General features: G+C 47.9%; 23 protein-coding genes. 17 read left to right on the top strand and 6 right to left on the bottom strand.

Translation table 11 applies throughout. The annotated features are described in order from the left end of the window. Positions 1-13: 13 nt before the first annotated feature. From JUB14_RS10605 to JUB14_RS10590, 4 genes are all read left to right on the top strand, one after another. Positions 14-1,228 (top strand): CehA/McbA family metallohydrolase domain-containing protein, encoded by a 1,215-nt coding sequence (locus tag JUB14_RS10605; RefSeq protein WP_207505823.1) that lies wholly within the window; start codon positions 14-16, stop codon positions 1,226-1,228. A gap of 553 nt (positions 1,229-1,781) precedes the next feature. Beyond that, the gene (locus tag JUB14_RS10600; protein ID WP_207505822.1) at positions 1,782-2,321 is read left to right on the top strand and encodes a DUF4142 domain-containing protein; all 540 of its coding nucleotides are present in this window, start codon (positions 1,782-1,784) and stop codon (positions 2,319-2,321) included. A gap of 351 nt (positions 2,322-2,672) precedes the next feature. Then, positions 2,673-3,188, top strand: a complete 516-nt coding sequence (locus tag JUB14_RS10595; RefSeq protein WP_207505821.1) for a DUF4142 domain-containing protein — start codon at positions 2,673-2,675, stop codon at positions 3,186-3,188. A 173-nt stretch (positions 3,189-3,361) separates the two neighbouring features. After that, the gene (locus JUB14_RS10590; protein ID WP_207505820.1) at positions 3,362-3,892 is read left to right on the top strand and encodes a DUF4142 domain-containing protein; all 531 of its coding nucleotides are present in this window, start codon (positions 3,362-3,364) and stop codon (positions 3,890-3,892) included. A 76-nt stretch (positions 3,893-3,968) separates the two neighbouring features. Here JUB14_RS10590 and JUB14_RS10585 read toward each other — a convergent pair whose 3' ends face one another. After that, complete coding sequence (locus JUB14_RS10585) at positions 3,969-5,057, bottom strand: Gfo/Idh/MocA family protein (protein WP_207505819.1); 1,089 nt, start codon at positions 5,055-5,057, stop codon at positions 3,969-3,971. A 269-nt stretch (positions 5,058-5,326) separates the two neighbouring features. Between JUB14_RS10585 and JUB14_RS10580 the strand changes: the two genes are divergently transcribed. Next, positions 5,327-5,554, top strand: a complete 228-nt coding sequence (locus JUB14_RS10580; protein ID WP_207505818.1) for a hypothetical protein — start codon at positions 5,327-5,329, stop codon at positions 5,552-5,554. Positions 5,555-5,606: 52 nt separating this feature from the next. Here the strand turns inward: JUB14_RS10580 and JUB14_RS10575 are convergent, their stop codons facing one another. Further along, complete coding sequence (locus tag JUB14_RS10575) at positions 5,607-6,374, bottom strand: S1/P1 nuclease (protein WP_207505817.1); 768 nt, start codon at positions 6,372-6,374, stop codon at positions 5,607-5,609. Positions 6,375-6,690: 316 nt separating this feature from the next. Between JUB14_RS10575 and JUB14_RS10570 the strand changes: the two genes are divergently transcribed. The 6 genes from JUB14_RS10570 (at position 6,691) to nfi (ending at position 11,137) form a co-directional block, all read left to right on the top strand. Continuing rightward, positions 6,691-7,272: an HD domain-containing protein gene (locus tag JUB14_RS10570; RefSeq protein WP_207505816.1), complete on the top strand. Its 582-nt coding sequence runs from the start codon at positions 6,691-6,693 to the stop codon at positions 7,270-7,272. 67 nt (positions 7,273-7,339) lie between these two features. Further along, positions 7,340-8,248 (top strand): UV DNA damage repair endonuclease UvsE, encoded by a 909-nt coding sequence (gene uvsE, locus JUB14_RS10565; RefSeq protein ID WP_207505815.1) that lies wholly within the window; start codon positions 7,340-7,342, stop codon positions 8,246-8,248. Positions 8,249-8,405: 157 nt separating this feature from the next. Continuing rightward, positions 8,406-9,371 (top strand): MBL fold metallo-hydrolase, encoded by a 966-nt coding sequence (locus JUB14_RS10560; RefSeq protein ID WP_229367628.1) that lies wholly within the window; start codon positions 8,406-8,408, stop codon positions 9,369-9,371. Between the two features lie 86 nt (positions 9,372-9,457). Continuing rightward, positions 9,458-9,709, top strand: coding sequence for a hypothetical protein (locus tag JUB14_RS10555; RefSeq protein WP_207505814.1), 252 nt, complete (start codon positions 9,458-9,460; stop codon positions 9,707-9,709). Positions 9,710-9,729: 20 nt separating this feature from the next. Next, complete coding sequence (locus JUB14_RS10550) at positions 9,730-10,392, top strand: endonuclease III domain-containing protein (RefSeq protein ID WP_207505813.1); 663 nt, start codon at positions 9,730-9,732, stop codon at positions 10,390-10,392. Between the two features lie 49 nt (positions 10,393-10,441). Continuing rightward, positions 10,442-11,137: a deoxyribonuclease V gene (gene nfi / locus JUB14_RS10545; RefSeq protein ID WP_207505812.1), complete on the top strand. Its 696-nt coding sequence runs from the start codon at positions 10,442-10,444 to the stop codon at positions 11,135-11,137. A gap of 24 nt (positions 11,138-11,161) precedes the next feature. Here nfi and JUB14_RS10540 read toward each other — a convergent pair whose 3' ends face one another. Continuing rightward, complete coding sequence (locus JUB14_RS10540) at positions 11,162-11,788, bottom strand: hypothetical protein (RefSeq protein WP_207505811.1); 627 nt, start codon at positions 11,786-11,788, stop codon at positions 11,162-11,164. Between the two features lie 420 nt (positions 11,789-12,208). On the opposite strand from JUB14_RS10540, the gene JUB14_RS10535 reads away from it, so the two are divergent. After that, on the top strand, positions 12,209-12,661 hold the full coding sequence (locus JUB14_RS10535; protein WP_207505810.1) for a hypothetical protein: 453 nt from the start codon (positions 12,209-12,211) through the stop codon (positions 12,659-12,661). Positions 12,662-12,946: 285 nt separating this feature from the next. Beyond that, positions 12,947-14,263 carry a DUF885 domain-containing protein gene (locus tag JUB14_RS10530; RefSeq protein ID WP_229367625.1) on the top strand — a complete coding sequence of 439 codons (1,317 nt, stop codon included), beginning with the start codon at positions 12,947-12,949 and terminating at the stop codon, positions 14,261-14,263. A 24-nt stretch (positions 14,264-14,287) separates the two neighbouring features. On the opposite strand, the gene JUB14_RS10525 is transcribed toward JUB14_RS10530, so the two are convergent. Continuing rightward, positions 14,288-14,809: a DinB family protein gene (locus JUB14_RS10525; RefSeq protein ID WP_207505809.1), complete on the bottom strand. Its 522-nt coding sequence runs from the start codon at positions 14,807-14,809 to the stop codon at positions 14,288-14,290. A 177-nt stretch (positions 14,810-14,986) separates the two neighbouring features. Here JUB14_RS10525 and JUB14_RS10520 point away from each other — a divergent pair, with 177 nt between their 5' ends. Both JUB14_RS10520 and JUB14_RS10515 read left to right on the top strand, forming a co-directional pair. Then, on the top strand, positions 14,987-15,883 hold the full coding sequence (locus JUB14_RS10520; RefSeq protein ID WP_207505808.1) for a DnaJ C-terminal domain-containing protein: 897 nt from the start codon (positions 14,987-14,989) through the stop codon (positions 15,881-15,883). Positions 15,884-15,895: 12 nt separating this feature from the next. Beyond that, positions 15,896-16,195 (top strand): chaperone modulator CbpM, encoded by a 300-nt coding sequence (locus JUB14_RS10515; protein WP_207505807.1) that lies wholly within the window; start codon positions 15,896-15,898, stop codon positions 16,193-16,195. A gap of 83 nt (positions 16,196-16,278) precedes the next feature. Here JUB14_RS10515 and JUB14_RS10510 read toward each other — a convergent pair whose 3' ends face one another. Both JUB14_RS10510 and JUB14_RS10505 read right to left on the bottom strand, forming a co-directional pair. Further along, complete coding sequence (locus JUB14_RS10510) at positions 16,279-16,875, bottom strand: PRC-barrel domain-containing protein (protein WP_207505806.1); 597 nt, start codon at positions 16,873-16,875, stop codon at positions 16,279-16,281. Positions 16,876-16,921: 46 nt separating this feature from the next. Continuing rightward, positions 16,922-17,587, bottom strand: a complete 666-nt coding sequence (locus JUB14_RS10505) for a hypothetical protein (RefSeq protein WP_207505805.1) — start codon at positions 17,585-17,587, stop codon at positions 16,922-16,924. A gap of 212 nt (positions 17,588-17,799) precedes the next feature. On the opposite strand from JUB14_RS10505, the gene JUB14_RS10500 reads away from it, so the two are divergent. Both JUB14_RS10500 and JUB14_RS10495 read left to right on the top strand, forming a co-directional pair. Beyond that, positions 17,800-18,024, top strand: a complete 225-nt coding sequence (locus JUB14_RS10500) for a VF530 family protein (RefSeq protein WP_207505804.1) — start codon at positions 17,800-17,802, stop codon at positions 18,022-18,024. 361 nt (positions 18,025-18,385) lie between these two features. Further along, positions 18,386-19,000: a class I SAM-dependent methyltransferase gene (locus JUB14_RS10495; RefSeq protein ID WP_207505803.1), complete on the top strand. Its 615-nt coding sequence runs from the start codon at positions 18,386-18,388 to the stop codon at positions 18,998-19,000. Positions 19,001-19,026: the final 26 nt, after the last annotated feature.

Here is a 19,026-nt window from a genome sequence, read left to right as displayed (position 1 = left end):
AACCTACCTGATCATGCGCTTCCCGGGGATCATCCTCTTATTGCTGCTTGCTACCGGAGCCCTGGCTCAGCAAACCCGCTGGTACAAAGGCAACACCCATACCCACTCGTACTGGAGCGACGGTGATGACTTCCCCGAGATGATCCTGGACTGGTACAAGACCCGCGGCTATGATTTCATAGCCCTCTCGGATCACAATGTACTGGCCGATAAAGAGTACTGGAAGCAGATCCCTACCCACCCGTTTCGTCAGCGTCGCTTCCGGGAGTACCTGGAGAAGTACGGTGATCAATGGGTCAATTACCGGACGGATTCGGCGGGACGTACCAGTGTAAAGCTGAAAAAGCTGGATGAATTCAGGCCACTGTTTGAGGAGAAGGGTAAGTTTTTGATCATCAAAGCAGAAGAGATTACAGATGGGTATCTTGGAAAGCCTATCCATATGAACGCCATCAACGTACAGGAACTTGTGAAGCCACGGGGTGGTAATAGCGTCGCCGAAGTCATGCAGAACAATCTGGATGCGGTGTACGAACAGCGGGAGCAGACGGGACAGCCCATGTTTCCGCACATCAACCACCCCAATTTCGGCTGGGCCATCAAGGCCGAAGATATGATGCAGCTACGGGGGGAGCGGTTCTTTGAGGTGTACAACGGCCACCCGCACGTGCATAATTATGGCGACTCGGTCACGGTCGGGATGGAAGAGCTATGGGACCAGCTGCTAGTCCGGTACCTCGAAGATGGCAAACCTCCCCTGTATGGGCTGGCTACCGACGACTCGCACAACTACCTCGAGTACAAGGTGGGCCTCAGCAACCCCGGCCGGGGCTGGATCATGGTTAGAGCAACTGAGCTATCGCCGGACTCCCTCATAGCTGCCATGGAAAGAGGTGATTTCTACGCTACTACGGGGGTGACTCTTAAAGATATTCATACTGATCATAATACGCTTAGCGTGAAAGTAGCTCCCGAAGCCCGTACCCGTTACAAGATCCAGTTTTGGGGAGCACGACCACTGGGCGCGGGTACATCGGCTACCGTACAGGCCCGTGAGCGGGTACTTCTAAAGGAGGTGAAAGGTACCCGCGCCAGTTATACCCTTTCTCCAAAAGACCTGTACGTACGCGCCAGGATCATCTCCACCCAGGTACAGGAAAATCCATTTCAGGAAGGTGACCTGGAAACTGCCTGGACGCAACCGCTTGTAAGAAAGGAGGATAAGTAGGTAAATCATCTCCCATCCATCTGCGTATGTACTTATTGTAGGCGCTGCGGGTGCAGTCGGGTACAAAGCCGCTCCATGGCTGCTGGATGTGGGTGCCCCGTACGACCACTTCCATTCACTTCTATGTAATACATTCTCGGAGCTTATCACTCTGACACCTTCTTCAATAGGTCCCTTAATAGTCCTAAGGCGGCAATACATCTTGCCCGCATAAGCTTGTACAGCTGGTACTCTCCTGAAAATAACATGTTGACGGCAATACAGCAGAGAAGACACACATACTGTTACTCACTGTATGACAACTACTTACACCTTCCACACCTAAACAGGGGATTATGCAGGACAAAGTGCCGATAAACCACCTGTTGACTTTTCTCAACAATTTACTCCCAGACACTTATTCTCCCTGCGTAGCATTACCTGTTTAGGCAGGTATTCTTGTGTAATCTTAAAGCCTTGTCTTTAAATGGCATAATTATTTACCGGGTAGGTGCTGTATTGTACCAATATATGTGCATACAAGTATCTATTACTCAATTTAATGTTAACCTTTATGAGAAAGCTTAAGTGGAATCTATTGCTCTTGGCAGGTATGTTTATGGCCGTATCGTGTAACAACGATAATGACGACGATAACATGGTTGCTGAGGTGGACAGGGAGTTTGCAGTGGCAGCAGCAGAATCCAACCTAATGGGAGTACGTACCGGACAATTAGTACAAGCTAATGCTATGTCTCAGGATGTCAAAGATTATTCGACTGCGATGGCTGAGTACTATAATACAGCAACCACAGATCTGGCTGACCTGGCTGGTCGGAGAAATATTTCTCTTCCTACTACCCTGGGTACTATGAATCAGCAGGACTATGACCGACTAGCTGCTCTGCAGGGTGCTGATTTCGATTCTGCCTATGTTGACTGGGCTGTTCGTTCCAATCAGCAAAGCATAGATATGCTTCGTGCGCATATGGATGCTACCAGTGATGCCGAATTCCGGAATTGGGCATCCAGCCGAATTACTACCCTGGAGCAAAACCAGCAGATGGTAGAGTCAATTCAGGAAACTATGAATGAAGAAATGACTGAACAATAAAACTGAGTTACGTTTTATTCATCAAAAAGGTCGGCTACAGTAGCCGACCTTTTTGATGATTATACCTATATATTACCCCTGCCTCAGTAACTGCTAACCATACACCTGTTGACATCTCCCCGCAACATGCTGAAATAATGGGACTTATATTTCTGTTTAATAATATTAAAACAAATCAGGTACTTGTATTTTCCGGTGCTTATCTTGCATAAAATGAGAAATTACCTTTCAAATAACAGTCTGGGAGCATATACATACAGAGAGGCTACAAGCAGGTACAGTTTTAGGTATAAGATAGTAAGATACACACACTAAGGCTAGGTATCTTTTTACCTAAAATGATTGATAGCTATGAAGAGGAAGTTAACTTATTTGATGATGCTGGCAGGGTTGATCGCAACAGTCGCCTGTACCCCAATGGATGATAATGTTGTGGCAGCTACTGACCGTCAGTTTCTGGAAAATGCCGTACTACGAAATCAACTGGACATGCAGATAGGTCAGGTTGCCAGAACGCGGGCGACTACTGACGAAGTACGTCGTTTTGGCGAAATCCTTCTTAGAAATGGGAACAGTATCTCCGAAGAACTTAACGCCCTCGTTGAGAAAAAAAAGCTGACTCTGCCTGCAATGGAAGCTCTTACTTCCCAACCAGAGGTAGATCAGCTGCTCAATGCAACTGAAGCGAATTTTAACCAGAAGTTTATTTCGACTATTATAGATTCCCGGCGTAGAACGTTGGATATATTCGAACAACAGGTACGAAAAGGACAGGATAATGAGCTCCGCTCCTGGGCATCCAGCAAGCTTCCCATACTACGTCAGGAACTGGAAAGAGCGCAGACAATCCGGGCAGCTATGAACTAGCTGGCTTTCTCAAACATCTATACTTAGATAGTAGATTCATAGGATCAGGGGCAGCCATCGGGGCTGCCCCTGACTGCTTAAGTACCATACCTGGTGGTACAGTTATTTGATAGTTTGCTACTGATATATCTCTTGTATCAAACAAAATGATTTATAACTACTGAAATAACTGTATGAAATATTTAAAATGGAATTTACTGCTTTGGGCTGGATTGTGGATCGTTACATCATGTAGAAATGATAGCGATACTACTGGTGTAGTAGCTGGGGTGGATAGAGACTTTGCAGTAGCGGCCGCCCAAACTAACCTGATGGGACTGCGACTGGGACAGTTGGTTCAAAACAACGCCCAGTCACAGGATGTGAAAGAGTACTCCAGAACAATGTCAGAATATTTTAATCAGGCCTCCACTGATCTCATTCGTTTAGCCAACCAGAAGAAGATACCCCTACCGTCGGCACTGAGTACGATCAATAAAGCGGACTATGATCGCTTGTCAGCCCTTACTGGTGCTGCTTTTGATAGGGCCTACATCGACTGGAGCATTCAATCGCACCAGCGGACGATCGAACAACTGAGGCAGCATGCCATGGATAGTTCCGACCAGGAGCTTATTAACTGGGCTTCCTCCCGAATAGCTACGATGGAACAACAACTTAACCGGGCACAGACTATTCAGCAATCTTTTGATACTACCATGTAGTACTTCGGTAACCCGGATACCAACAGAAAAGGCCAGCTCTCAGCTGGCCTTTTCTGTTGTACTGAATCAGGATAAATCAGGCATCCAGACGGACTACTTCACCGGTACGAACTGACTCGTCGCAGGCAAAAGCAATCAGAAGGCTATTAACAGCATCCTGCATGTGATCCGTCAGATCCACATTCTCCTGGATAGCTTTCAGGAAGTACCGCTGCTCCCGGTTGCAAAGCTCCTGGTGGTCCGGCTCGTCGGTCAGGTTGATCCACTCATCTTCCTGTACAAACTGGTTGTCTCCATTCAGGTCCGCCTTATGTACACGCAGCGACTCGGTCTTGGTGTGCGAGTCTACGTTATCAGACTTTCCGGCTCCACCTGCTTCCTTGGCTACTATAGATACACAGCCCTTAGGCCCAATCACATCTTTCACAAAGAAGGCCGTTTCGCTCATCATAGGGCCCCAGCCGGCCTCATACCAGCCTACCGATCCATCTTCAAAACGAATCTGAAGCTGACCGTAATTGTAGTTGTCTGAAGGAATATCATTGGTAAGGCGCGCTCCGATGGCACTTACCTGAACCGGCTTCGAACGGGTCATCTGGCACATAACATCAATGTAGTGGACGCCGCAGTCTACGATTGGGCTCAGGCTCTTCATGAGGTTACGGTGTACATTCCACATGATGCCGTGGCTCTGCTGGTTCAGGTTCATCCGCATCACCAGCGGCTTGCCCAGATCCTGAGCTATTTCCACAAACTTTTCCCAGGAAGGATGATGGCGCAGGATATACCCTACCACCAGCTTCTTATCCGCTTTATGGGCGGCTTCTACTACCCGTTTGGCACCTTCCACGGTATCAGCAATGGGTTTTTCGATGAATACATGACAGCCTTGTTCCAGCGCCATCACCGCGTAGGCTTCGTGTGTATCGGGATAAGTTGAAATACAAACCGCATCAGGCTTGGTAGCTTTCAATGCCTCTTCGTAATCTGAGAAAAGCTCATAACCGCCGCCCAGTTTCTCATTGAGAACTTCCTTGCTTTTCCCGGTGGATACAATTCCACAGATCTCAAAACCTTCGATTGATTTATAGGCCTGTGCGTGAGAGGCACCCATGTTGCCGCATCCTACTACCAGGACACGTACAGTTTGGTTGACATTAGACATGACTATTAGTTAAAATGGTATTAAGGGTTACACTTATAGCTTAGAGTACAATTTTACTCTATTTTTTTAAGCAATCGGGCGTGTGGCTGCCATTCTTTATTAAATATTTTAAAAAATCTAAATCAATTTACGACTACGCCCAGTTATTGTTTTACCAGATTACTACCCATGTACTACCCGATAGGTAGGTGAGCCAGTACCTGATTGACAGGCTGATAAAGTATAGACATAACTACCGATAAAGGTATCATAACAAACAGCATAAGGCTATGAAAACAGCAGCATTCCCCCCCACTACCCCCAGTATACCTACGCCCGGAGCACCGCCCGAAACGCCTCCTTTTGCACCGGCTCCAGAGATACCGGCACCGGATATCCCGAGAGAAAATCCAACCTGGGATCCTGATCCAGGTATATCCCCCATTGAACCAATACCTACCCAGCCGGACCAGAATCCGGAGCCTGAGATACCGGTCCCGGGTGAGAGACCATCTTAGACCTGGGAAAAGATTCTTAACAAAAAGGCCACCCGATCGGGTGGCCTTTTTGTTATCCGTAGATCTCGTTGAGAAGACCTGCCAGATGTACACCCGCCTGCAGCAGGCATATCTGTACGGTATCGAAGTTTTCGTAGGAGTACCGATAGCCCAGGCGACCATCTTTAGGAATATTGTATACCTGTGGAGCCCGACTTTGTGAGGCATACGCCCAGTCACGAATCGACAGCGACTGCCACTCTTTGATCTGGGTTTTGCTAGGCTGTCCCAGGAAGCCCGCGAGTTCGGTGTAGCTCAGGTTCTTGCCGTCGATCATATCGCTGTCCCATACCCGGTGCAGGTTAGAGGGCTGTCCAAACCACTGTACCTTTACGGCATTACCTCCGGTATCGTTCTTACCGCCTACGTGCAGTGGCTGGTGCAGGTCGCCAACCAGGTGCACCATGTACTTAAGGTACTCCTGCTCTGTAGCGGCGGGCAGGTTACCGGCTTTGAGCGCGGCTACAATCTCTTCCAGCTTCATGATGATATCTCCCTTTGGATTCTTCTCCGTCTGCTCGTACATAGTTCCCTCCGGGATCGTCACCCAGTGCCAGTCATGGGTATGATTATAAGCGGTATCTGACTTAATATCATCCATCCAGTTAGATACCTCAGCCAGGGAATTAAAATTCAGGATCTGGTTGACCTTCTTGCGGGCGCTGTTTTTGAGGTGATGCTGTGCTACAAAGCCTACGACACGGTGGCCGGTCTGGCCCCAGGCCCAGGCCTCTCCAATAAACAAGGGTATTAATAAACAAAGACTTACCAGTTTTTTCATTGTTGTGATGATGTAATTGGGATGTTGAAATCAAAGCGTCTGCTTCGCTGTGTCGCCACAAAGGTAACAGACAAAAAGGGCTCAAGGCATAATTTTTTAGCTTTAGCCTGTATTTGTTAATCTTAAAATAATACTCCTATGTATATCCCATTAATAGCAATTGCCATCGTAGCTGCCGTACTGGCTTACCTGTACTTTCAGGGACAACAGAAAAAGAAGAATAACGAAGAAGTATAGACAGATCTGCAACTGGTAAAGTGGCTAAAACCATTTGGTTATAGAATAATTGGTAACTTATTCGTACTAACAGGAGCGGATGGAAGTACTTGAAAAAGTCCGACACTATGCCGCGGAGGCTCACGGCGAACAAACCCGGAAGTACAGCGGGCTTCCTTACATTGTTCATCCGGTAGCGGTCATGAACCTGTGCAGGGAATACACCGATAACAACGCGGTACTGGCGGCAGCCCTGTTGCATGATGTTCTCGAAGATACGCCCGTTACTCCCCACCAACTTATGGAGTACCTGCACACCGTGATGGACAAACAGGAAGCAGACCTGACCTACCGGCTGGTGAAAGACCTGACGGATGAGTTTACAAAGGAGGCCTATCCACACCTGAACCGCAAGAAGCGACGCCACCGCGAAGCCGAACGATTAGGAAAAGCCGATCCGCTGGCTCAGACTATCAAGTACGCCGACCTGATCGACAACTGCCTGGATATCGTGCAGCATGACAAGCCGTTCGGGAAGATATTCGTACATGAGAGTGCCACTCTCCTTGAACATATGAAGAATGGTGATCAACAACTTTATCAGCGAGCCTGCGAAGCGGTAGCCGAAAGTAAAAAAGTACTCAAAGACTACTACAACCAACGGTCCGCCAGCAACACCTGATTTAGTCAAACCTACGGCTACCACAACCCGTTGTACAGCAGTAGTACCCACACAAAAAGAGAATGATATGCGAATAGGTTATGCCTGTATAAACATGTACTTAGCTGAGAAGAAGGTCCAGGTCAGTCGTCAGATGATCAAAAAAACCTTTCAGGAAAAAGGTATAACCTATGCTTCGGAGCTGTCGCTCAAGAATGTCCAGGACCTGGAACAGGTTATCGACTGGAACATTGAGAACCATATCCTGCTGTACCGAATGAGCAGTAACATGTTCCCCTGGATGAGCGAGTACGAGTTTGAAGACATGCCCGATATCGCAGAGATAAAGACTGTACTGGCGCGAGTTGGTGAAAGAGCAAAACAGCACGACCTGCGTCTCACTTATCATCCCGGTCCATTTAATGTACTGGCGACTAAAGATGCCAGTGTACTCGAAAAAACCATAAAGGAGCTACGTCAGCACGGGGAAGTCATGGATATGATCGGGCTGCCGCGTACCCCCTTTGCCAAAATCAATCTGCACGTAGGAGGAGCCTACGGCGATAAGCCTTCGGCCATTGATCGTTTTTGTCAGAACTACCTGCAACTACCCGACACCGCCCGTACCCGCCTGACCGTCGAAAACGACGACAAGGGTAATATGTTCTCTACCCGCGACCTGCTGGAAATTCATCAGCGCACGGGTATACCGTTGGTATTTGACTACCTCCATCATCAGTTGTGTACCGGTGGGTGGAGCGAAGAGGAAGCCATGCTCACGGCTGCCAGTACCTGGCCCAAAGACATCCGTCCCGTAGTGCACTACTCGAGTTCACGAAAGAAGTTTGAAGACCAACTGGTAAGCGAAGTTGCCCATGCCGACTACGTATACCAGTACATTGATCTCTACGGACAGGACGTCGATGTGATGCTGGAAGCCAAAGCCAAAGAACGAGCTGTACTCCGCTACCTGGAAGAGTTTTCGATAATTGTATAGGTGGACGACTAGCAACCTCATCCCCCCCCTGCGTCTCGACCGGCCCTCTCTCATACATTTCAATAGCCACAACTACTGTGGCAGCAACGGGATGGCATACTTTTTTAACTTCTGTTATCTATATACGAAACGTTGTACAAAATGTAAATGCAGAACTATGGAGCAAGAGATGACGGCTTCGAAAGAAGCTTACTTTGAAGTAGCAGATGGCATCTGGGGATTGAAAGATTACTTTGTCAATGTCTATATGATCCAGAACCAGTATGATAAAAGCTGGGTACTGGTGGATGCAGGTCTTAAAACATCAGCTTCCAAAATCAAAAAAATGGCCCGGAAGCTGTTCGGCGAAGATAGCCGCCCGGAAGCCATTGTACTTACCCACGGTCACTTTGATCATGTAGGTTCTCTGAAAGAACTAGCCGAACAATGGGATGTAAAGGTGTACGCTCACGAGATGGAGGTACCTTACCTGACCGGCAAATCATCTTACCCACCACCAGACCCTACCGTGGGCGGTGGTATGATGGCCTGGATGGCTGATCTTTATCCCAAAGCTCCTATCAATATAAAACACCGGCTGGAACAGCTACCCAATAATGACAAGGTACCCGGGCTACAAGGCTGGCGCTATATACATACACCAGGTCACGCACCGGGACACATTAGCCTGTGGCGCGAAAAGGATAAAGTACTCATAGCGGGTGATGCTTTTGTGACCACCAAGCAGGAGTCAGCCTTATCGGTACTCATGCAGACAGAGTGCATTTCAGGACCACCGGCTTACTTTACCTATGACTGGACTGCCTCGGAACATTCTGTTAATAAACTGGCCGACCTGAAACCTGAAGTAGTAGCAACCGGACATGGTAAACCCATGCGCGGCGAAGCTATGCAGGAACAGCTCACTGAACTGGCCAATGACTTTGCCGTTAAGACCAGACCTACCAAAGGTCGCTACAAGGATCGTCCGGCCATTGTTAATTCCAACGGAGTAGTATTTGTACCACCCAAGGAAGAAACCGAGGATGAGAAAACCACCCGACTGGTAGGTTTAGCCGGTATTGTGGGCCTGGTAGCCCTTGGCCTGGTTTTATACACGCAGCGAAAGCGACTTTTCGTTTGAGGGTGAATTATAAAGCGAGACAGCCTACATAATAGGCTGTCTCGTATTTTTTTATCTGTAGTTGAATATAAATTATTAGCTACGCCATGAAGATAGGAGCCAAGCTGCAAAAACAGTTGGATAAGAAGTACGCCCCCTCCAGTACCATTGCCGCCCGGTTTGAGAGATATGATGTTACCATGGTGACTGATGAAGAGGGTAATCCTACCCTACTGTACATAGGTGACCGGGGTGAAGATGGTACCATCAAAAAAGGCTACCGCTTTACCCGCACCCTCATCAAAGACCCGAACGGAAAGGTCATCAAAGATCACTGGGACAATCACGGAAAGATATAGACAAGGAGATAAGCCTACCGATGAAGCAGGATTTTGATCTGAATATTGTACTACAGCGCATTGAAGAGGCCATACGACCCTTTCCGAAGGCGGCTATGTTCGATCTGTTCGAGCGTGGCTATTCGTCGCTGTTCGAGCAGCTCATCTCCTGTGTTATTTCTATACGTACCCTTGACGAAACCACCATTCCGGTTTCACTCCGGTTATTTGCCAAGGCACGTACCCCACAGGAGTTGCTCACCCTAAGTCCGGAGCAACTGACTGAGCTACTTTACGGAAGTACCTATCCCGAACAAAAAGCTCATACCATGCTGGGGATTGCCAAAGCGGCCTTAGAGCAGTATGACAATGAACTTCCCGCTGACTTTGATAAGCTTAAGGCTCTTAAGGGAGTAGGCCCCAAGTGTGCCAACTTGGCGCTGGGCGTAGCCAGCCAGCAGGCCGCCATCAGTGTGGATGTACACGTACACCGGGTTGTAAACCGCTGGGGGTACGTCCTTACGAAGCAACCGGAACAAACATTGAAAGTACTGGAAGAGAAAGTACCTCAGACGCAATGGGTCCATATTAATCGCCTGCTGATGCCATTCGGGAAACATATCTGCACGGGTACACTCCCTCACTGTTCCACCTGCCCCGTATTGCAGTGGTGCGATCAGGTAGATGTTACCCGACACCGGTAGCCGGTTAGTAGTTGAAAGACCTCTTTTTAAATAATAACCTATCCCTGACATGGCCCAACACCTTGATCTTCACTCCTGGGACGTAACTCCCGCCGAAGCGGTAGAGCTACAGCAACAGCTCCGTAAACAAATCCGGATTCAACCGCTCGCCTCTCCGGCCCAGACCATAGCGGGATGCGATATATCTTTCAATAAGTTTGAGGAGACGGTCTATGCCGGTATCGTGGTACTGCGCCTGGATACACTGGAAGTAGTGGAAAAAGTCGGGGTAGTCAGTTCAGCGCCATTTCCGTACATACCGGGGCTACTGACCTTCCGCGAGGGACCTGCCCTGCTCGAAGCCTGGCAACAACTGCAGACCGAGCCTGATGTGGTCATGTTTGACGGACATGGTACTGCCCATCCCAGGCGTATGGGTATAGCCGCGCACATGGGACTCTGGCTCAACCGGCCCACCTTTGGCTGTGGCAAGTCGGTACTAGCCGGTAAATTTGATCCGCCTGCCCCTACCCGTGGCGCCTGGTCCCCGATGGTCCATCGGGGTGAAACCATTGGAGCTGCCCTGCGTACGAAAAATAAGGTCAATCCGGTATTCATCTCCCCCGGCAATCTCATTGATCTCCCTACTGCTCTGGATCTGACCCTGCAGTGTGACGGAGGCTATCGCTTACCTGAGCCTACCCGCCACGCACACCTCCATGTCAATGCCCTGCGGCGTGAGTATTTGCAGTCATCTTCCCAATGAGGATCGCCCTCAGCTAGTCAGGTACTAGTAGCTTTCCTTCTCAAAGTACCGGTCCATTTGGTTCCTGTCGTTTTGACTACGGTTCATCTGGTGCGTATAGGTAAAAGGCGTTAGCTGAGCCTGCAGAAACTGCTCGCCTCCTTCCCGCTTGCTGATCTTAATGCCACGACGCCCCATATTGCTGCCTACCGCTCCTACAAAGGACCCCAAAGCAGCACCACCACCGGCTGCTAACAAGAGAGTTACCCCCGTTATTGCAGGGCTACGAAGCGGCGACTTCTGCAATGACTTCAACGCCAGGAACGTAATCCCAGCGGCTCCGATAATAGCCCCTTCTATAGTCCCGGCTCTTTTATTTCCAACATACAATTTTACGCGTCTGATGTCGCGCAGGGGAATCCTGGCTATACCCGCCCCTATATCCATGGAGGTACGGGTACCGGAGTATATAAGCTGTGTACTGTTCACATCATACAGATACCCACTAAACTTCCTTCCAAAATTGGTAACAACCGTTACCTGGTATATCTGGACAGATTCGGTCTGAGCCCGTTCATCCTGCATAGGTACCGGTTGAACAGGCCTGGACTGAGCCAGCAGTTTCACCGGTAAACATATCGTTACAATAAGCAGGTAAATTATTTTTTTCATACTGTTTCAATTCCCCCCTCGCTACTTCTTATAAGCCAATTAGCATATTTTATATACTCTTCACCAGATGCAGTCTGATTTTCAACCTAGTAACCTGTATTGGTTTATAATTCTTTAATTACATCCAGCTTAAAGTTGACTATTTAGCAACCTGGCTTACTTGTTTATCACTCTAAAACAGACGCTACTGGCACATTATTTATATAAAAATAAGTACTCTTTCTCATTAACAGATAGATTACCTGGTGACTTTTTAAAACTTATTTTGTAACTTCAAGAGAAGTTCTTTACAAAAGTTACACCCTGAAAAAATTCAATATTTCCAAGATTGAATTAAAAGATACTTGGTACTAATATTGCTGTTCGCTTGTCTCTATTGATTTAAACTATTGATACATATCTACCTATTATAATCGGAAAATGAAAAAGGAGTTTTTTATTTTCGCTTTCGACACCATCTCCCCGCGAGGAGGTATGAATGACTTTAAATTTAAGGCTAGTTCGCTCGAAGAAATCAGACAGAACATCACTCAGGGTGATGAATGGAGTGAGTTTCGAATTGGAGAGGAAGAGTTTAATCACATTCAGGTTGCAAAGCTGGAAACCGGCGAATTTATTCAGATAAGCCGTTACGAAGATCTGGATCAGGTGGTTCCGTTCCTGAAGTCTATGAAGCTTATTATCAATCTGGAGTCCAACTACCAGGCCAAAATGTGGGGAAAACTTCACTTCGGCAAAGATCTGGTTACGACTGCCGGAGATTCGGAACAGGAGGTACTCAGCAATATGCGCAAGCGTCTGCTGAGCCTGCGTCTTATTTCGGACGAAGAGGTTGATCTGATTGAGTTCACGATTGACCCTAATCGCCGATAACTATTGTACAATTTCTAGTCGTCCCTATACTCCAAAATGTAACCTCCACAGGCTCACCATTTTGGAGTATATAAGAAGGCTACAACCGTACCGCTCGCCCTGGCTGAGTTTTTATCTGCTCAACCAGATGATTTATGTCCCTTTCTTTTATCCTTTACCAATTAAGTATCCTTTCTACCGGTTCTGCCACTCCATGCTATTCCCTCCTATTGGGCAGTTGGTTATTGGCAGGTTGTGAGCTTTTCCTTACATTGTGAGATTGATCACCCAATCCTCATATGTGCCTTGAAAAATATCTTTATTAGCCTGCTCACCCTTTGTGTGTTTGGAATAGGTTGCCAGACACAGACACTACCCAGCGATACCCTTAATCAAATAGCCACCCGCTATGTCCGTCTGGGCCTGACCATCGGACAATACGACCCTGCTTTTGTTGATGCCTACTACGGGCCGGATTCGCTTCAACCCAAAGGGGAGAAAAGGGGCGAATTTCCTAAAGACAGCCTGCTGGGAGCAGTAGATAGTCTGCTCACTGACCTCAAACCCTTTACAGAAGGTACCTCTACACCGGATAGCTTACGTGTACGGGCTGAGTGGATGACGAAGCAGCTGAGAGCCTTTAGCCGCCGGATCAGGATTGCAACGGGAGAATACGCCTCTTTTGATGAGGAGTCAGAAGACCTGTTCGGAGTAAAAGCACCGGTATATTCGGAAGCGCATTTCAAGACGCTGATCGCCCGGCTCGACAGCCTGCTACCCGGTCAGGGCAGCGTGCAGGCGCGGGTACAGGCTCTGTCGGATCAGTATAAGATTCCCCAGAACAGGATCGATACCGTGTTCAGAGCCGCCATTGAGGAAGCCCGGCGTCGTACTAGTGCCAACTTTAAAATGCCTCCCAGTGAGTCGTTCCGGCTTGAGTACGTCCGGGACAAGCCCTGGTCGGGCTATAACTGGTACCAGGGACAGTACAACAGCCTGATCCAGATCAATACTGATATGCCTATCTACATAGAGCGGGCCATCGATCTGGCCTGCCACGAAGGGTACCCCGGTCACCATGTTTATAATCTGCTCCTGGAGAAGAACCTCTACCGCGACAAGGGCTGGGTAGAGATATCACTGTACCCGCTGTTTAGCCCACAGTCGCTCATTGCGGAAGGCAGCGCCAACTACGGTATTGATGTCGCCTTTCCGGGAGACGAAAGAGTCCGGTTCGCGAAGGAGGTACTTATACCACTGGCAGGACTGGACGCTTCTAAAACTGACCTGTACTTTAACATGCTGGCCCTGCGCTCTGAGCTGAACTATGCCCGAAATGAGGCTGCCCGTGGCCTGGTCAATGGTACCATGACGGAACAGGAAGCCCACCGCTGGCTTACCGACTACTGTCTCTTCAGCCCCGAAGTAGCCGCTAATTCTATCCGATTTATCCGTAATTACCGCAGCTACGTAATCTGCTATAACTACGGCCAGGACCTAGTAAAGAATTACATAGAAGCCAATGGTGGAGTGGCCTCCGCTCCTGATAAGCGCTGGGCGCTATTTGGTGAGCTACTCAGCAGCCCAATTACACCAACTGACCTACAGGCAGCCACCAAATAGCCTTACTGGTATTACAACTGCCAGCTACACCTGCATATGCTGCACCACGCGGGCTGTCACCAGCAACTGCCCGACGTGGCGCTGCGTATGCTCGGCTGCGTGTACCAGTAGTCCCAGTACCGTAGAGGGTATCTGAGAGCGACCTACCCCGCGTACTTCTGTCAGTGTTTGCTCGTCTGTCATACGGAGCTGTTCCAGTGCCCTGTCTACCTGCTTGTCGAAATTCTGCACCAGTTCGGGTACCGTAGTACCCGTTTCCGAGGGTTTGCCTTCGCCTTTCAGCCATTCCATTTGCCCGGTGGAGAGGGATTCGCTACGGGCGTAGGTAAGCAGGCGATCCAGCACACCAGTTAGGTGCTGCAGATGAAAACCTACCGATGCCACGCCCGCCGGGCGCTTCCATAAGTCGTCTTCATCGAAGCCACTCATCAGGTCCTGTACCTCTTCCCGGGCCTGTAACAGAGCATGGGCAACGGGTTGTAGTAAAGGTGGCATATCGGGTAGTGGTCCCCGCAGCCATACCTCTGGTTTGGGTTGTTGTGTCATTAGTCTGATGTACTATTTACAAAGGTTCAGTTGGTAAACTTTCTCTTTTTTCGCCTTGTTGAATAATGGCAAATAAAACATAGTATCTGATATATAGTACCAGCGGGGAGCATTTCTATAATGCTCCACCAGATTTTCAGGTTTAACAAGTAGATAACACCATCATACATTGGCACTATGGACTATATTGATTACTATCAAATACTGGGGGTAGACAAGAACGCTACCGAAAAAGATATTAAGAATGCCTATCGTAAGCTGGCTCGCAAGTACCACCCTGACCTCAACCCGAATGATGATGCAGCCAAGCAGAAGTTTCAGCAGATCAATGAGGCCAATGAAGTACTGAGTGACCCGGAAAAGCGTAAGAAGTACGACCAGTATGGTAAGGACTGGGAGCATGCGGAAGAATTTGAGAAAGCGCGGCAGGCCCGGTCTGGACAGGCTCGTGGGGGTCGCGGACAATGGTACTCGGGAGCGGGTCCCCAGGGTGACTTCTCCGATTTCTCCGACTTCTTTGAATCCATGTTTGGAGCCGGTGAAAGTAACTACCGGAGCAGAGGCCGGTTCAGGGGACAGGACTTATCGGCTTCGCTGCAGCTTAGTCTGGAAGATTCATATAAGACCCATAAACAAACGCTAACGGTTAACGGGAAGAATATCAGGATAACGATACCGGCCGGTATCGAAGACGGCCAAACCATCAAGATAGCTGGTCACGGAGGACCCGGAGCCAATGGTGGTCCTGCTGGAGACCTGTACATTACTTTTTCTATTGCGGAGCACCCGCGATTTAAGCGCTCGGGTAATGATCTGTACCTGACGACTGAACTGGACCTGTATACGGCCGTACTCGGTGGAGAGATAGTACTGGATACGCTGGATGGAAAAGTGAAGCTACCCGTAAAGTCCGAAACCCAGAATGGTACCAAAGTAAGGCTCAAGGGCAAAGGCTTCCCCATATACAAGAAAGATGGGCAATTTGGTGATCTGTACGTTACCTTTGATGTAAAGCTACCTACTAACCTGACTGAACGACAAAAAGAACTATTCAGAGAGTTATCACAATCCTAAACCCCTGAGATCATGGAAACTGAAGAGCTGATCAAAGCGGATGATTTCTGCACTCACTATGAAGTTGACTATTCCCTGATTGAATCCCTGCAAGACACGGGCTTTATTGAAGTGGTCTTTATTGAAGAAACGTACTACCTGCACAGCAGCCAGTTAAGACTGCTGGAGAAATTAGTGCGCCTGCACCAGGAACTGGGCATTAACCTGGCGGGTATTGAGGCCATTACTTACCTGCTCGAACGCCACGAGGCCATGCAGTCCGAACTAAGATCTCTCCGGAACCGGCTGCGCCTCTATGAGAGTAATCTATAAAAAAGCTCCCGGTGGTACGTTCAACATCACCGTAGTGAACTGGTTGAACATACCACCGGGAGCCATACTTTATCAGGTACAGATTATACCCGACGATTCTGATACAGGTTTTCTTCCTTAAAACAATCCTGATTATAGAAGGTGTCGTCATCCTTACTGTCGTAAGCAACAATGGGATCATCCTTACTACTACCTGCGGCTTGATTGTGAGTATGCGTTGTAGTTGTATACTCCTCGTTAGTACCTGTATATAAGGTAGATCGGTTGTGATAGTTGACCACCGCTTCTTCGTGCTCTCGTGTTATAACTCTGCCCGACTGACGCGGATAATGCTGCAGCTCGTCATCCGTTACGATCCGGTCTATGTATATAAATGTATCCTGATCATCCATACGGGCCGCCCCTATGGGTACCAGTAAGTGGATATTGGTGTGGTCGCTGTCGGCCATAAAATCATCCTCCAGCTCCATATCAAAATAGCGTGCTTTCTCGGCTACCTTATCCACTACCAAATCTATAACAGTACCGATAATCTTACCATCACGGCTTTTGACCTGCATGCCTCTGATATCAGGGCTATGGTCAGCAACCTTATAGTCACTCAATTCATTGAGCCGGTACAGCGTAGTATCCTTTACGTGAGTATCATTTCCATTATTCCAATTTCTATCTTCAGTCATAATTATTCGTGTTTAGTGGTTTTACATTTAAATCAATGATCCTGTATTAGCTAGCCCGGTTCTGCTCCATCTTTTGTAGCACATCCGCAGCTTGTCTGAATACATCCTTCACCTTGCTTTTTTGCTCAAGGGTCATAGTACTGGTATCCATCTCCTGGATCTCATTTTTAAGCCCTTGTACATCCTGTTGCATGTTCTGAAAAGACGTACGCTGAATTTCGGCAAACACGTCAGCACTAGCCTGAAACGCATCTTTGATCTTATTTGCATGGCTGGTACTTTCCCAGTTGTTAGTGATAGCATTTGCCTTGTTCCGCATGGTATTCAGCTTATTATTAAACTGATCCCGGTTCACATTAGGAGTCCGTTCCGCCACCGCAGCCAGAGCATCGGCCATATTCATCAGTCCATTTTTAGTAAACTCATGATCAACTCCCATTTCATTCTGGGAGATATTATTGGCCCATTGCACGTACGAGCTTACGGGCTGAGACATGGCGTTATTATCACTAGCTGTCCGGTCATCGGCTGCGTAGTTATCATCAGTAGCCGCCATTTCTTCCGTTGTGGCTAGTCCCACCACATCATCCTGCTCATCACTTATATCCTTTGGCCAGAATAAAAATCCTAATACAGCAATCAACAAGATTAAACCTAGAATGTACAACCAGGAAAACCCTCTTTTCTTCTTTTCAATATCTATATTGTCCATAATTTTTTAGTGTGTTAAAGGTTAATAAATATATTTATTTTGTACCACGCTATATATAGTAAATACAATATACTACTCATATTGTTTAGCCGTATGTAACTCTTCATCTACATAGCGTAGCCACTATATATGCTTAAAATACCGTACCTTTACCCCCAATTCCGGAATAAAAAACAATAAAATCGCAGCGATTGGCTCTTTTTGACGAACCTATGAATGCCGAACAACCCAATAATCCTCTGCATGGCAAGACTCTGGAGATGATTCTGAACGAACTGGTGGATTACTACGGATGGGAGCAGTTGGGGTACTATGTCAATATCAATAGCTTTAACCACGACCCCAGTATCAAGAGTAGTCTGAAGTTTCTGAGAAAGACTCCCTGGGCGCGCAAGAAAGTAGAAGACCTGTACCTCCGCATGCTGGATCGGCGGTAGGAATTAGTAATAAAAAACCTCCGGACCTATTCTTATGAAAAGTCCGGAGGTGTTGGTTTCACGATTACTCTAGATCCGTTAATAGTCTTTTTTGCTATCTCGTTTGGCCTTTTTCTCAGCCCGCTTTTCCTTAAGTGTTTTTTCTGACTCCTTCTTAGGAGAATTTGTGGAAGGATTCTTTCCTTTTGCCATGACGATGTCTTTTATAGTTCCAACAGAAATATACGCTGTAAATTTGTATAAATACCAGATCTTGACCTGTTATGTTTTGTTCATAGGTCTATTTATTCCTATCGGATAGATTCTGTATCATTCCATTATCTTTGTGCCTTTAACCAGACTACCCAATAAGATAGCTACTATGTCCTATCTGCAGAGAAAATTAGCCGACCTGCTCAAAAAACCCACCAGCCTGTACCAGCTCAGTACATACGACCAAAGCAAGCCTATCAAAGTAGTGATAGGCTCGGGCTATACTACCTACACCGGCTGGGTACATACCGACATCGAAACGCTTAACATCTTGAAAGCCGAAGACTGGCGCCAGTACTTCAGGGAAAGCTCCATCAGCCGTATTCTGGCGGAGCACGTATGGGAGCACTTCACCGAACAGGATGGCAAAACCGCCTTTGCAAACTGCCACACGTTTCTGAAGCCGGGGGGATTTTTGCGGGTAGCGGTTCCCGATGGCTTTCATCCCGATGCGGAGTATGTCAGTATGGTAAGACCGGGAGGTACCGGTGAAGGAGCGGATGATCATAAGATCCTCTACAACTACCGGATCATGACGGAGTTTCTGGAAGGCCTGGGCTATAAGGTAAGGCTAGTCGAGTACTTTGACGAGCAGGGCCAGTTTCATAAAGCTGACTGGAGCCCCGAAGACGGTCTCATTATGCGCTCCGCCGATAACGATAAGCGTAATCAGGGCGGCAAGCTGGTGTACACCTCTCTGATTGTTGATGCGATAAAGCAGTAACATAACTAAGAGGAGCTGCTACCTCC

The organism is Telluribacter humicola (genome assembly GCF_017355935.1).
Classification (GTDB): Bacteria; Bacteroidota; Bacteroidia; order Cytophagales; family Spirosomataceae; genus Telluribacter; species Telluribacter humicola.
The sequence above is the reverse complement of the archived record's forward strand: the minus strand, read 5'-3'. Positions and strand labels throughout refer to the sequence as shown.

Bases quoted from the DNA above. Each gene is read 5' to 3' on its own strand.
- JUB14_RS10605 (WP_207505823.1), top strand. From the start codon at position 14: ATGCGCTTCCCGGGGATCATCCTCTTATTGCTGCTTGCTACCGGAGCC.
- JUB14_RS10600 (WP_207505822.1), top strand. From the start codon at position 1,782: ATGAGAAAGCTTAAGTGGAATCTATTGCTCTTGGCAGGTATGTTTATG.
- JUB14_RS10595 (WP_207505821.1), top strand. From the start codon at position 2,673: ATGAAGAGGAAGTTAACTTATTTGATGATGCTGGCAGGGTTGATCGCA.
- JUB14_RS10590 (WP_207505820.1), top strand. From the start codon at position 3,362: ATGAAATATTTAAAATGGAATTTACTGCTTTGGGCTGGATTGTGGATC.
- JUB14_RS10585 (WP_207505819.1), bottom strand. From the start codon at position 5,057: ATGTCTAATGTCAACCAAACTGTACGTGTCCTGGTAGTAGGATGCGGC.
- JUB14_RS10580 (WP_207505818.1), top strand. From the start codon at position 5,327: ATGAAAACAGCAGCATTCCCCCCCACTACCCCCAGTATACCTACGCCC.
- JUB14_RS10575 (WP_207505817.1), bottom strand. From the start codon at position 6,374: ATGAAAAAACTGGTAAGTCTTTGTTTATTAATACCCTTGTTTATTGGA.
- JUB14_RS10570 (WP_207505816.1), top strand. From the start codon at position 6,691: ATGGAAGTACTTGAAAAAGTCCGACACTATGCCGCGGAGGCTCACGGC.
- uvsE (WP_207505815.1), top strand. From the start codon at position 7,340: ATGCGAATAGGTTATGCCTGTATAAACATGTACTTAGCTGAGAAGAAG.
- JUB14_RS10560 (WP_229367628.1), top strand. From the start codon at position 8,406: ATGGAGCAAGAGATGACGGCTTCGAAAGAAGCTTACTTTGAAGTAGCA.
- JUB14_RS10555 (WP_207505814.1), top strand. From the start codon at position 9,458: ATGAAGATAGGAGCCAAGCTGCAAAAACAGTTGGATAAGAAGTACGCC.
- JUB14_RS10550 (WP_207505813.1), top strand. From the start codon at position 9,730: ATGAAGCAGGATTTTGATCTGAATATTGTACTACAGCGCATTGAAGAG.
- nfi (WP_207505812.1), top strand. From the start codon at position 10,442: ATGGCCCAACACCTTGATCTTCACTCCTGGGACGTAACTCCCGCCGAA.
- JUB14_RS10540 (WP_207505811.1), bottom strand. From the start codon at position 11,788: ATGAAAAAAATAATTTACCTGCTTATTGTAACGATATGTTTACCGGTG.
- JUB14_RS10535 (WP_207505810.1), top strand. From the start codon at position 12,209: ATGAAAAAGGAGTTTTTTATTTTCGCTTTCGACACCATCTCCCCGCGA.
- JUB14_RS10525 (WP_207505809.1), bottom strand. From the start codon at position 14,809: ATGACACAACAACCCAAACCAGAGGTATGGCTGCGGGGACCACTACCC.
- JUB14_RS10520 (WP_207505808.1), top strand. From the start codon at position 14,987: ATGGACTATATTGATTACTATCAAATACTGGGGGTAGACAAGAACGCT.
- JUB14_RS10515 (WP_207505807.1), top strand. From the start codon at position 15,896: ATGGAAACTGAAGAGCTGATCAAAGCGGATGATTTCTGCACTCACTAT.
- JUB14_RS10510 (WP_207505806.1), bottom strand. From the start codon at position 16,875: ATGACTGAAGATAGAAATTGGAATAATGGAAATGATACTCACGTAAAG.
- JUB14_RS10505 (WP_207505805.1), bottom strand. From the start codon at position 17,587: ATGGACAATATAGATATTGAAAAGAAGAAAAGAGGGTTTTCCTGGTTG.
- JUB14_RS10500 (WP_207505804.1), top strand. From the start codon at position 17,800: ATGAATGCCGAACAACCCAATAATCCTCTGCATGGCAAGACTCTGGAG.
- JUB14_RS10495 (WP_207505803.1), top strand. From the start codon at position 18,386: ATGTCCTATCTGCAGAGAAAATTAGCCGACCTGCTCAAAAAACCCACC.